The organism is Rathayibacter tritici (assembly GCF_002932875.1).
Classification (GTDB): Bacteria; Actinomycetota; Actinomycetes; order Actinomycetales; family Microbacteriaceae; genus Rathayibacter; species Rathayibacter tritici.
Genome location: NZ_PSWS01000024.1, coordinates 1 through 12,450, shown reverse-complemented (window position 1 = coordinate 12,450; position 12,450 = coordinate 1). Strand labels below are relative to the sequence as shown.

The window sequence follows — 12,450 nt, the reverse complement described above, 5'->3', positions numbered from 1 at the left end:
CCGAATAGAATAAAATGAATACGATTCGGAGGCCTTGATGACCGGCAGCGCGCCCAGCCCCTTCACACCCGGGTACGGGAAGAAGCCTGCCGTCTTCGGCGGCCACGGGGAAGAGCTCCGCGAACTCCAGTCGGTGTTCGAGACCCTCGACTTCGGCGAGAACCACTCGGTGCTCGTCTCCGGACTCCGCGGAGCGGGAAAGACCTCGTTCCTCACCACGCTGCAGGACGCAGCTCGTGACGCGGGCTGGCTGGTCATCAGCGATGACGCCAGCGCAGGCCTCACCGGGCGGATCATGGACTCCGCCATCCCCGCTCTCCTCAACGGGATGGCTCCTGCCACCCGGGCAAGGCTCACCAAGCTGGGCGTCTGGCAGTTCAGCGCCGAGGTCCAGTACGTCGATCGCCAGCGGACGGTCAAGCCGCAACTCCGGACGGACCTCGTCGCCCTGTCCTCGGCGCTCGCCGGCAGCGGCGGCATTCTCATCACGATCGACGAGGTCTCCTCCGGCAAAGTCCGCCTGCGCGAGCTCAGCTCCTTCGCTCTGCAGGTCTCGCACGCGCTCGAGGACGGCGCCCCGATCATGATCGTCTTTGCCGGAGTGAAGGTCAGTCTCGACGCCCTCCTCGCGGCCGAGCACACCACCTTCCTCCGACGCTCCCGCGAGGTGCAGTTCGAGCGCCTGTCCGCCTCTGAGACGCAGCGCGTCTTCGTCGAGACCGCGGGCCTGGGCGGGCGCAGCATCGACAAGGAGGCGCTGCGCACCCTCGTCTCCCTCTCCCAGGGCTATCCTTACCTCGTCCAGCTTGCGGGCGACTACGCCTGGCGCAACGACAGCACCGCCCCGTCGATCACGCTGGCCGACGCCACCGTCGCACACGATCGAGCCATCCGCGCCGTCGAGAGCCGGGTCATCAGTCGCGTGTACGGGGACCTCTCGGATGTCGACCAGAAGTTCCTGGGCGCGATGGCCGAGGACGAGGATCGGAGCAAAGTCGCGGACATCGTTCGTCGAATGGGGGTGTCCGATGCCTATGTGCAGGTCTACAAGAAGCGGCTCATCGACTCCGGCTACGTGCATCCGGCCGGCCACGGGCACGTACAGTTCTCGCTCCCCTACCTCGGCGCCTACATCCGTCGCCGGATCGCCGCGGAGTCGAGCGAGGGCGGTATCAACGGCGGTTGGGACGGCTACCCGGCTCCTGATCTGCCCTCCTGAGGCCCGCCTCGTGAGCGGCCTCAGCGGACCGCGGCGAGCGCCGCCCCGAGCAGGTCGGTGAGCACGGTGCCACGCGAGCCCGCGTCCTCCGGGTGCCACTGCACGCACCAGAGCGGCGCGGACTCGTGCTCGAGGGCCTCGACGGTGCCGTCGTGGGCGCGGCCGACCACGACGAGTCCCTCACCCGGGCGGTCGACGGCCTGGTGATGTGAGCTGCGGACGTCGAGTTCGACCGCGCCGAGGATGCGGGCGAGGGCGCTCCCCGGATCGAGGGCCACGCGGTGGTCGATCATTCCCGAGAGGTGCTCGCCGGGTATCGACCGGCCGACGTGGCCGCCACCGGCGAGGTGCTGCACGAGATCGCCCCCGAGAGCGACGTTGATCAGCTGCATCCCGCGGCAGATGCCGATCAGCGGAGTCCGGGTCTCGACGGCGCGGCGGACGAGCGCGACCTGTGCGCGATCGGCCGTGGGGAACGACTGGCCGCGGTGCGGATCATCCCGTCGGCCGCCGTAGAGAGAAGGATCGACGTCCTCCCCGCCGGTCAACATGACGGCGTCGGCGGCGGCAAGCCTGCGCTCGAGCTCGGCCGTGTCGGTCTGCTCGGCCGGGACGCGGTCGACGACGAAGCCGGTGGCGGCGGAAACGACGCTCGCGGTCAGCAGCTGCAGCTCGATCTCGTACGCGGGATCCTCGCGGCCGCCGTCGGCGACGTCGACGACGAGCAGGACGGGGCGATCGGAGGCCATGCCGACATCGTGCACCCGATGAGCGACGCAACATCAGCTGAGAGCACGTCTCATCGACGATCGTGGATGAGATGTGCTCTCAGCTGACGTTGTGTTGCGGACCTCGAGCCCCTGGTCAGAAAGCACGGCTCGCGCATAGAGTGTTCACGTTCACATTCCGTGCGAAGACGCACACCGCCCTGCGGATCGTGCCTCGACGCTGCACCCGATTACGAGGGCCATCTGCATGAGACGATCACGATCGGCGGTGAGGACCGCTCTGGCGGTCGCGACCGTCGCCGCCACGGCGCTACTCGGCGCCACGGTCCCCAGCTCCGCCTTCGGAGCCACCGAGACCCCGCTCCTCCACTACACGTTCGACACCGCCCCCACCGGCACCACGGTCGCGGACACCAGCGGCAACGGCTACAGCGCGACGTTGCGCGGCTCCGGAGCCCAGTTCCGCAACGGGCTCATCAGCCTCCCCGGCGGATCCGCCTCGGCCGCGCCCTACCTCGAGATCCCCACCGCCGGCCTCGTCGGCAAGAAGGACCTCACCTTCTCCACTTGGCTCGCGAACAAGGGCGGCACCGGCAACGTCGCCGCCGCGTTCGTCGGAGCACCCGTCGCCGCCGGGGCGCCGTTCTCCTCCGGCTACTGGCTGCTCAACCCGAGCAACCTCTCCGGCTACACGAAGTCGGTCGTCACCAACTCCGTCAACGCGAACGCTCCCTACAACACGGAGGTCGGCGCCGGAGCGACCAGCACCCCGACCCTTGGCGCCCGCACCCCCTCAGGCCTCTCGCTCTACACGACCGTCATCGACGGCACGACCGGCAAGCTCACCGTCTATGTCAACGGCGCCCAGATCTCGCAGAGCACGATCGCCCGCAACGTCTCCTCGTTCGGCTCGTCGCTCGTCGCGTACATCGCGCGCTCGACGTACAACGACCCGGGCTGGAACGGCGAGATGGACGACTTCGCCGTCTACGACAGCGCCCTCAGCAGCACCGCGGTGCAGTCGCTCTACTCCTCCGAGGCCCTCGACCGCGCAGTCGCGTCGGTCACGGTGCCCACGGAGGCGACCGCCGGATTCACGGTGCCTACCACCGCCAGCGGGGTAGGCATCACCTGGAGGTCGAACAGCGCAGCCGTCGCGATCACCGGCGGCACCGCAACCGTCACGCGTCCCGCCGCGGGACAACCGGACGCCTCCGCGACCCTCACCGCCACGTACACGGTCGGCTCCGAGACCCGCTCGGTCGACTACCTGGTGCGGGTCGCCGCGCAACTCGACGACGCCACGAAGGTCCAGCGCGACCTCGCCGCGATCGCGATCCCGAACGTCGGCGACATCCGCACGAACGTCTCGGTGCCCTCCACCGGCACGCTCGGCTCGAGCATCGCCTGGAGCGTCGTCAGTCCGAGCGGAGCGACCGTCCGCGACGGCAGCGCCGCCGGCACCCGCACCATCGACGTCGACCGCCCCGCAACCGGCAGCCCCGCGATCGACGTGGTTGTCCGAGCGACCGCGACCAGCGGATCCGTCACCCGCACCCGCGACGTCACCCTCCGGGTGCAGCCGCTACCCGCGGGCACCGAGGACACCCAGGCGTACGTCTGGGCGTTCTTCACCGGAGAAGGTGACGGCGCCGAGCGCATCAGCCTCGCCGCCTCGAAGGGCAACGACGCGCTCAGCTGGAACACGCTGAACGATGGCAAGCCGGTCTTCACCTCGAACCTGGGGACGATGGGACTGCGTGATCCGTTCATCATCCGCTCGCACGAGGGCGACACGTTTTTCATGCTCGCCACCGACCTCAAGATCGACGGGCTCCCCGGCGGCTTCGACACCGCCCAGAAGTCGGGGTCGAAGTACATCGAGGTCTGGGAGTCGACCGACCTGGTGAACTGGTCCGCCCAGCGCCACATCAAGGTCTCCACGGACTTCGCCGGCAACACCTGGGCTCCCGAGGCGTATTGGGACGACGAGCTCCAGACGTACGTCGTGTTCTGGGCCTCCAACATGTACCCGACGACGAACACCGCCGACCGTACCGCCGTCACCTACAACCAGATGATGTACGCGACGACCGAGGACTTCACCTCCTTCTCGGAGGCGAAGCCGTGGATCGACGTTAAGCGCGGCACCGGCAAGGGCACCATCGACTCGACGGTCGCGAAGGACGGCGACACCTACTACCGCTTCACCAAGGACGAGGCGTCGATGACGCTGCGCGAGGAGAAGAGCACCGACCTGCTGGCCACCGTCTCGGGCTCGCTGCCCGGCACCGGCGGACCCGCGGACGAGTGGTCGCTGGTCAAGGAGCGGGTCGCCTCGGGCCTGCCCAACGGCGAGCCCGGCAAGACCTTCACGAGCGGTGAGGGCCCCAACGTCTTCCCCGCCAATGAGGGCGACGTGAACGGCCTCGACTGGTTCCTCTTCATCGACCAGCCGAACTACCACGACGGGCCGAACCACTACATCCCGTTCGGCACCGACGACCTCGCGAACGGTGACTCCTGGCAGCCGCTTGGAGCGAAGCTCCGCACGGGCCTGCCGCAGAACGCCGACGGCGGCAAGCCCCGCCACGGCACCGTCATCCCGGTGACCCGCGCCGAGTACCAGAAGGTGCTCGAGGGCTACGCGCCCGGCCTGGCCGTTGCCTCGGTCGCTCCGCTGACCGCGACGACTACGGCCGGTACCGCGCCGGTCCTGCCCCGTGCCACCATCACGACCGCCGCCGGTGCCACCAGCACGGTCGATGTGGCGTGGGACGCCGTCGCGCCCGCCGCGTACGCCTCGGCCGGGACCTTCACGGTCTCGGGAGTCGCGCAGGACGCGTCGCGCATGCCGGTGCAGGTCACCGTCACCGTGCAGTCCTCGCTGAAGGTGAGTGCGACGGCCTCGTCGCGCTGCGTCGCGGGCAAGGTCGTGCTGACGGTGGTTGCCAAGAACGGCGACACCGTGCCGATGGACGTCTCGGTCAGCACCTCGGAGGGCGTGAAGACGTTCTCCGGAGTGAAGTCCGGCGCGTCCGCGTCCGCCGCCTACACGGTGCGCTCGACGCAGCTCGCCGCGGGCCAGGCGACGGTCACCGGCACGGCCACGGTCGGTGGCACGGCCGTCACGGCAACGGCCACGGCGCCGTACAGCGCGCGCAGCTGCGGCTGACGCACCGGGAGCCCGTCGCACCTCACCGGTGCGGCGGGCTTCACGGCGCTGTCAGAACCAGAGGTGCAGCGTGAAATCGAAGCGGTCTCCGGCTTCGCGTCGCAGGTCGATGAGAAGCCGGCGACCCTCCTGGTCGAACCACTTGCGACGCTCCTCGCTGCCGTAGAGCCCGGTGCGATGGTCGGCGTATTGATTGAAGAAGGCTGCCCAGGCGACCAGGCGGTCGTATAGCTCGGGCGAGAGAATGCTGCGCCACTCGATCGGGTCGGCGGGCCTCGCCCCGATGTGATCGTTCAACGGCCAACGCTGCCCGTAGTCGACGCGCAGGCGCAGGGTCACTCTCCCCTCCGGCTCACGGGCGGGGACGGGTCCATCGACATACCATCGTGACGCCATCGTCAGCAGTCCGACTGGAAGTGAGTCGGGTAGCTCGTCACGACGCTCTTGTTGTTCGCGGACACGATGACGGTGGGCTGATAGGTGGTGATGTACGTGCCGTCAGAGGTGTAGATATCGATGGGAGTAGTAAAGCAGAGCTTGTCGTTTCCGTGGTCGTCCGGCGCCTTGTCGCTAACGATAGCCTCACCTGTGGCGTAGAGCATGAAGTCATCCCAGAGCCCTCCGCCGAACGAGTCGACGACATCCTGCCAGTCTGCTTCATGGCCGATATCGTTAAGCGAACCGTCTCCGTCACGGATGTGGATGTAACCACTGGCGCTGTCGCCACAGAACAGGTCGACATGCCCCAGAACCGTGTCGTCCCACGACGCGATGCTCACATCTCCGAAACCGATGTTGCACAGACCGATCGTCCCGGGGTCCAAGAGACTGGCTTCGAGAGAATCACTCCCAGCGGGAAAATCACGATAACCACTCGGCAGATAATAGCGGGCAGAGGTCTGCGAGCCAGCGGCCATTGCGGCTGGAGCCTCGACACCCGCACCGACGAGCAGTGTCGCCGTCGCCATACCCAGTAGAGAAAGGGCGCTTGTTTTCAGCATCATCAGACCCTTGAAGCGGAGAAGTTCACTGTGCAATCGAAGCAAGGCGCCTCGGAGACGTTCCACTCAATGGTGTACGCCCCGGAGCCCCCGAACGCAAGAGGGAGAGCGCGGGGGAAAGCGTGATCGCGCGCTCATCCGCCCAGCAAAGAGAAAGTATGGATCTGCTGAAAACATCCGGTATAGGCACTCAGGTCGGCTATCCAGGGAACGACACGTCCGCTTGCACGACATCTCCGGGAACCGTCTTCGCGGCGCCGCCGAGGCACCGCCTCCACAGCGGTGTCTGGGCCCCCATCCCGGCGTCTCGACGCGAGGGGTGCCAGAGGGAGCCGCCGCGAAGGCGCGTGCTTCACTGGAGGGATGACCACGCGTGAGCACCATATCGCCGACTTCGCCGAGTTCCTGACCGCCTCCCCCTCCTCCTACCACGCGGCGGCCGAGGTGGCGCGTCGCCTAGACGTCGCCGGATTCGCCGGGCTGGACGAGACGCGGGCGTGGCCCGCGGAACCCGGCCGCTACTACGTCGTCCGGGACGGTGCGATCATCGCCTGGCACCTGCCCGAGGGCGCGGAGGCGGTTACGCCGTTCCGCATCCTGGGCGCCCACACCGACTCCCCCGGCTTCATGCTCAAGCCGCGGCCGACAATCGGTTCGAAGGGCTGGCTTCAGGCCGGCGTCGAGATCTACGGCGGCCCGCTGATCACCTCCTGGCTCGACCGCGAGCTCGAGCTGGCCGGCCGCGTGATCCTGCGCGACGGCTCGACGCGGCTGCTGCGCACGGGGCCCTTCCTGCGCATCCCGCAGCTCGCGATCCATCTCGACCGCACGGCGAACGACTCCCTCACCCTCGATCGGCAGAAGCACACCGTCCCCGTGTTCGGCGTCGGTGACGCGGCCGAGGTCGACCTGCTCGACCTGCTCGGCGCGTACGCCGAACTCGACGGCGCCTCCGACATCGCCGGCTACGACCTGCTCACCGCCGACACGCAGGCTCCCCGCCGCTTCGGCCTCGACGAGATGTTCCTCGCCGCCGGTCGGATGGACGACCTCAGCTCGGTGCACGCCGGCCTCGTCGCGCTCCTCGCGGCGAGCGCCGACGCCCGGGCCGGGCACATCAGCGTGCTCGCGGCGTTCGACCACGAGGAACTCGGCTCCGCGAGCCGGTCCGGAGCGAGCGGCCCGTTCCTCGAGGACGTGCTCTCCCGCATCGGCACGGCCCTGGGCGCCGGCGTCGATGAGCGCGCCCGCGCGATCGCCGCCTCCTGGTGCCTCTCGGCCGACGCGGGCCACTCCGTGCATCCCAACTACTCCGACAAGCACGACCCGGTGAACCAGCCGGTCGCCGGGAAGGGGCCGCTGCTGAAGATCAACGCGGCGCAGCGCTACGCGACGGATGCGCGGGGAGCCGCGCTGTGGGCGGATGTCTGCGAGCGGGCAGGCGTCGAGTACCAGGAGTTCGTCTCCAACAACTCCGCACCGTGCGGCTCCACGATCGGACCATTGACCGCGACCCGGCTCGGCATCTCGACGGTCGACGTGGGAGTCCCGCTGCTCTCCATGCACTCGGCGCGCGAACTCGCCCATGTGGACGATCTGGTCGCACTGACCGCGGCGATCGAGGCGTTCTTCCGGCCCTGAGCCGGCCCTGCGCCGGCCGGGTCGGCGTGCGGAACCCGAGGGCGGGAGGCCCAGCCGGACCCTCTGCGGGCGGATCGCCGCCTTCCACCCTCGGTTCCGTTCAGGTCACTCCCCCGGCGGGCGACGGCGCTGCTGCTTGGCCGCCGAGCGCTGCTGCTTGGCCGCGAGTCGGCGGCGGGTGGAGCCGCGGGTGGGTCGGGTCGGTCGCCGCGGGGCGGAGGGAGGTGCGAGGGCGGTGCTCACGAGACCGCGGAGCATCTCGAGTGCCGTCTCGCGGTTGCGCAGCTGCGAACGCTCCTGCGCAACGGTGACGGTGATCGCCCCGGAGACCAAGCGCCGCCCGAGGCGCTCGAGCACGCGGGCGCGCTGCTCCTCGCTGAGTGCCGTCGACGCAGCGACGTTCCAGGTGAGCTGCACGCGGCTGTCCGAGGTGTTCACGTGCTGCCCGCCCGGCCCCGACGATCGCGAGAACCGCCACTGCAGCTCGGACGCCGGCACGACCAGCCCGGGCCGCACTTCCAGATCCATGCGGCCAGCTTGCCACGCGCCGATCCTTCGACACAGTGCGTCTCGCCGAAGGCGGTGACACGCAGATCAGGAGCCGCCGAGAGAGCATGAGAATAGACACGGCATTTCACGGGAATGATGACCGACCATTCACCACCGCGACGATAGCGCACTCGCAGAGTCGATCCTGTCGATACTGACAGATAAGCGCCAGGCGAATGGGAGATCGACGCCTGTTGGCTTCGCGGGGGAGGAGTGGGGACGTCATTGACCGGACCTGACCCGAGAGGTAGCCTTCTCGATCGTCGCAGTTTTCGACTCCGCACGAGCGAAGGCTGTGGCCCCTCCTGCATTCGCCGTCCGCCGAGGAGAGTAAGAAGCTATCGTGTCAAGCACAAGAAGGGGCCGAAAAGTCGGTACCCCTGGGATTCGCTTTCGGAAGGATCGTCGGGAGCGCAGCCGGAGCGATCGACTGCTGATGCTCAACGCTGCGGAGCGTCCCCATCCCACACTGACGATCGCCGTCGTTCTCGGAGCAGGACTCCTTGCCCTGCCGCTCATCCGAAATCTGGAGCTTCCCTGGAGTCTCGTCGCATCGGCCGCCGTCGGCCTCCTCGCCGGAGGAATCGTCTACGGAATCCAGCTCATCAGAATCCGTCGCAGAAACCGCCGCCTTCTCGAGGACGAGGCCGGTGAGGTCAGTCCTCCGACAAGAGAATGAACACTCCTCAGCCGAGACCTCGCCGACCGACCGGCCCGCGCAGCAGCGCCGTCAGTAGCCCGCCGTCGCCCCAGCGTCGAGCGCTCGGACGACGGCGGACCCGTCAGCCGCGCGTCACGCGATCGAGCAGCCGCTCGAAGACGGCGGCGTAGGTCTCTCGCACCTGTTCCCACGAGGCACCGAGGTCGACGCTCGCCGGATCCTCGATCGTCTCGGTGTAGCCGTGCTGCGCGTGCGGCACCGGCGCGCCGGGCAGCAGCAGCGTCTGAATGAACGCGCGGGTCTCCGGCTCGAAGCTGAGGGTGTGCGACGCGACGTTGCTCTCCCAGTCACTCGACGGCCAGGAGAGGAAGGCGATGTGGCGCAGCGGCTCACTCGGATCGATGGCCGAGACGTAGCTCCCGTAGTGCTCCTCCCCGGGCGAGAGGATCTTGTACGAGCCGTTGTCGAACAGGATCAGCAGCGCTTCGGGGAACGGCTTCGGGCCGTACATCGCGGTGTAGCGCAGCGCTTCGACGGCGACGGGGCGGCCGAGGGGCACGATGATCTGAGGGACGTCCTGCTGGGTCATCCGGGGTTCCTTCCAAGGGAGGGGGCGTGGACGACCGCGAGAATAGACGACGCCGGTGAACGCGGGCGCGGCCGCCGTGTGGTGCCCGTGGGCGACCTGAGTCGACGCCCAGCATCACTTCTGCGTCGCGCTTCCCTCCCCCGCCCGCAACGACCGGATCATCCCGCGGAGCAGCCGCGCCGCGGTCTCGCGCTCCTGCTCCGCGAGCCCCTCCAGCATCCGCAGCTCGACCCCGCGGACAACGGCGGAGGCCTCGGCCAGGCTGCGGCGTCCGCGCTCGGTGAGCCGCGTCGGCAGCACCTTGCCGACCGGAGCCGCGTCGGGCCGCGTAACGATGCCCTCGCGCTCGAGGGTCCGGAGGAGCACGTTCATCGACTGCCGGGTCACGAAAGCGCCGCGGGCGAGCTCGGAGTTGGAGAGGCCGGGGCGCTGGGCGAGCAGCTCGAGGCAGGAGTAGTGGGTGACGGTCATCCCGAGCGGACGGAGGACCGCCTCCATCGCCGCGCGGAGGGCGCTCGACGCCTCCTTGAGCAGGTAGCCGAGCGAGGTCTCGAGGTCGATGCCGCCTTGACTCATGTCAACAGCCTGACATACGCTTTCTCGTGTCAGAAATCTGACACAAGCCCAGGAGGAACCTATGCCCGTCACCGGCCCCGACTTCGTCTCGCTCCAGGTCCGCGATCTCGACGCCTCGCAAGCGTTCTACGAGCACTACCTCGGCCTCGTCCGCTCGCCCGCAGGTCCGCCGCACGCCGTCGTCTTCACGACCACGCCGATCGCGTTCGCCCTGCGCGACCTCGCACCCGGCACCGACCTCGACTCCACCTCCCGGCCCGGCGTCGGCACCGCGATCTGGCTGCACGCGACCGGCGTGCAAGAGATCCACGACGCACTCGTCGCTGACGGGCAGGCCGTCGTCGCGGCTCCGATCGACGGCCCGTTCGGCCGTACCTTCACGTTCGTCGACCCGGACGGCTACCACATCACCCTGCACGACCGGGCCTGAACGGAGTGGGGCGCCTCAGCCCATCGCGCGCAGCTGAGCGGCGAAGAGGTGCAGCGACCGGTCGACCTCGAGCAGCGCCGGAGTCCGGTTGAGGTGGCCGTGGGGCATCCCCGCGGCGAGGTGCCCGGTCACGGCGACGCCCGCCTCCGCGAGCTGGCGCAGGAGCAGCTCGGCCGACCCGCGCAGCTCGTCGCACTCGTTCACGAGGACCGTGACCGGGGGCAACCCGGCCAGCGGCGCGGATCCGGGGAGCGCCTCGGCGGGCAGGTCCGAGATCCGCCCGATGTAGGTGCGCACCATGCTCTCGATGCTCGACGGGGGAAAGCGGAGGATCGGCGGAAGCAGGCGCAGCTCGGCCGCGACCGCGTCGTCGAGGGAGGGGGTGGGGAAGTGCGCGAACGGGTAGGCCAGGAGCACGTGATCGGGCAGGCACGCACCGGAGTCGCGCTCGCGCAGGACCGCGCCGAGAGCCAGCGCCGCGCCCGCACTCGCGCCGCCGATCGCGACCGGCTGCGCCTCGCGGGTCCTCCCGCGGAGGTGACGCCAGGCCGCGTGCACGTCGTCCAGCGGAACGGGATAGCGGATGTCGGCGCCGGCGAGCCGGTAGTCGACGGAGGCGACGTGGGCCTGAGCGCGGGCAGCGAGCTCCCCCGCGACGACGTGCGACTCGCGCATGTCGATGCTGCCGGCGGCGAATCCTCCCCCGTGGACCCAGAGCAGCGCTCGCTCGGGCGCGGTGGGCGAGTACACGCGCAGCGGAACCGGTCCGTGCGGGCCGGCCGCCACCTCCGTGCTGACGACGATCCCGCCGGGCAGCGACCACGGCCCGGGATCCTCCTCGAACGCGGCCATTCGGGCGGCCTGCTCGGCGTCGAGCGGATACGCGAGACCGTCCAGAAGCGGCAGCCGGGCGGCGAGGTACGGATCGAGCGGCACGGCGCCTCCTGCGGGGTCGGGGGACGGGGATCACGCTAGTCCGAGCTGCCGCGGCGGCGGGGAGGCGAGGGAGTCGTCGAAGACGAGCCCGCCCTGGATCCTCCACTCCGCCCTCTCCGCGACACCGCTCCAACGCCCGACGCGGCATCTCCCTCGAGGAGGCGCGGGCTGCCGCTGGCTCTTCTCATGGTCCCTGCCTTCAGGTGACCCGGCCGCTTGCTCGGACGTTCCACGCGGTGTACAGTGGCCATCATTACGACCGGTTCCGCCTAATACATAGGTCCAGGGCCGGTCTTCACTCTGTGTGGGGTACCTTGCCGACGCCGATCAAGACGTTCAAGTCTTACCGCGATCAAGTCGCACTTCTTTCCGCACGAGGCATGGACGTGGGCGACGTCGACGAGGCGATTGAGACACTCACAACCTCAAGCTATTACCGCCTCAGTGGGTATTGGTACCCCTTTCGCCGGCTCGCCGGCACCTCGCGCCTCGATCAGTTCTACCCTGGCACCACCCTCGCCGACGTGGTCGCTCTTTACCGCTTCGACGCCACCTTGCGGGCGATGGCATTCGCTCAGCTTTCTCACATTGAATTGAATACAAGGGCCCTTCTCGGACATGAGCTCGGTCGCATCCACGAGACGGCACATCTGAATCCTCGGCTCCTGAGCTCGAGAGCACAGGGCCAAGCGTACAAAGACTGGCTGAGTAATTATACGAAGGAATTGGAGCGCTCTCGAGAAGATTTTGAGCGTTATTCATAAGGTCTGATTCGGGCGTGTCGTTCCGAGGCATCGGCTTCCCATTCGGGAGAATAGAAGTTCCAAAGCTCGCTATTTTCGGAACGGGAAGCCGATGCGGTACGACTCTACTACAGGCCTGGATGCGGAGCAATTGACGGAGCTGATCTGTCGGATATGGCAGATTGTCACGGGGAGGGGTGAG

General features: G+C 68.5%; 12 protein-coding genes. 5 read left to right on the top strand and 7 right to left on the bottom strand.

Annotated elements, in window-relative coordinates:
• The first annotated feature begins 37 nt into the window (after window positions 1–37).
• Window positions 38–1,219 carry an ATP-binding protein gene (locus tag C5D07_RS03705; RefSeq protein WP_068256585.1) on the top strand — a complete coding sequence of 394 codons (1,182 nt, stop codon included), beginning with the start codon at window positions 38–40 and terminating at the stop codon, window positions 1,217–1,219.
• A 20-nt stretch (window positions 1,220–1,239) separates the two neighbouring features.
• On the opposite strand, the gene C5D07_RS03700 is transcribed toward C5D07_RS03705, so the two are convergent.
• On the bottom strand, window positions 1,240–1,968 hold the full coding sequence (locus C5D07_RS03700; protein WP_104258713.1) for a gamma-glutamyl-gamma-aminobutyrate hydrolase family protein: 729 nt from the start codon (window positions 1,966–1,968) through the stop codon (window positions 1,240–1,242).
• 247 nt (window positions 1,969–2,215) lie between these two features.
• Between C5D07_RS03700 and C5D07_RS03695 the strand changes: the two genes are divergently transcribed.
• Complete coding sequence (locus C5D07_RS03695; RefSeq protein ID WP_170063501.1) at window positions 2,216–5,122, top strand: immunoglobulin-like domain-containing protein; 2,907 nt, start codon at window positions 2,216–2,218, stop codon at window positions 5,120–5,122.
• Window positions 5,123–5,173: 51 nt separating this feature from the next.
• Here C5D07_RS03695 and C5D07_RS03690 read toward each other — a convergent pair whose 3' ends face one another.
• Together C5D07_RS03690 and C5D07_RS15205 are read right to left on the bottom strand one after the other, a co-directional pair.
• A complete protein-coding gene (locus tag C5D07_RS03690) occupies window positions 5,174–5,461 on the bottom strand; it encodes a hypothetical protein (protein ID WP_068256588.1) in 288 nt (95 codons plus the stop codon).
• Between the two features lie 59 nt (window positions 5,462–5,520).
• On the bottom strand, window positions 5,521–6,126 hold the full coding sequence (locus C5D07_RS15205) for a hypothetical protein (RefSeq protein WP_146076759.1): 606 nt from the start codon (window positions 6,124–6,126) through the stop codon (window positions 5,521–5,523).
• A 360-nt stretch (window positions 6,127–6,486) separates the two neighbouring features.
• Here C5D07_RS15205 and C5D07_RS03680 point away from each other — a divergent pair, with 360 nt between their 5' ends.
• Entirely contained in the window at window positions 6,487–7,764 is a 1,278-nt protein-coding gene (locus tag C5D07_RS03680) for a M18 family aminopeptidase (protein WP_104258711.1), read from the top strand.
• 105 nt (window positions 7,765–7,869) lie between these two features.
• On the opposite strand, the gene arfB is transcribed toward C5D07_RS03680, so the two are convergent.
• From arfB to C5D07_RS03660, 3 genes are all read right to left on the bottom strand, one after another.
• Window positions 7,870–8,292: an alternative ribosome rescue aminoacyl-tRNA hydrolase ArfB gene (gene arfB / locus C5D07_RS03675; RefSeq protein ID WP_104258710.1), complete on the bottom strand. Its 423-nt coding sequence runs from the start codon at window positions 8,290–8,292 to the stop codon at window positions 7,870–7,872.
• 803 nt (window positions 8,293–9,095) lie between these two features.
• Window positions 9,096–9,563: a hypothetical protein gene (locus tag C5D07_RS03665; protein WP_068256602.1), complete on the bottom strand. Its 468-nt coding sequence runs from the start codon at window positions 9,561–9,563 to the stop codon at window positions 9,096–9,098.
• 114 nt (window positions 9,564–9,677) lie between these two features.
• Window positions 9,678–10,139 carry a MarR family winged helix-turn-helix transcriptional regulator gene (locus C5D07_RS03660; protein WP_068256605.1) on the bottom strand — a complete coding sequence of 154 codons (462 nt, stop codon included), beginning with the start codon at window positions 10,137–10,139 and terminating at the stop codon, window positions 9,678–9,680.
• 61 nt (window positions 10,140–10,200) lie between these two features.
• On the opposite strand from C5D07_RS03660, the gene C5D07_RS03655 reads away from it, so the two are divergent.
• Window positions 10,201–10,569 (top strand): VOC family protein, encoded by a 369-nt coding sequence (locus C5D07_RS03655; RefSeq protein WP_068256608.1) that lies wholly within the window; start codon window positions 10,201–10,203, stop codon window positions 10,567–10,569.
• 15 nt (window positions 10,570–10,584) lie between these two features.
• On the opposite strand, the gene C5D07_RS03650 is transcribed toward C5D07_RS03655, so the two are convergent.
• The gene (locus C5D07_RS03650; RefSeq protein ID WP_104258709.1) at window positions 10,585–11,505 is read right to left on the bottom strand and encodes an alpha/beta hydrolase; all 921 of its coding nucleotides are present in this window, start codon (window positions 11,503–11,505) and stop codon (window positions 10,585–10,587) included.
• 386 nt (window positions 11,506–11,891) lie between these two features.
• Between C5D07_RS03650 and C5D07_RS03645 the strand changes: the two genes are divergently transcribed.
• On the top strand, window positions 11,892–12,269 hold the full coding sequence (locus C5D07_RS03645; protein WP_170063500.1) for an Abi family protein: 378 nt from the start codon (window positions 11,892–11,894) through the stop codon (window positions 12,267–12,269).
• Window positions 12,270–12,450: the final 181 nt, after the last annotated feature.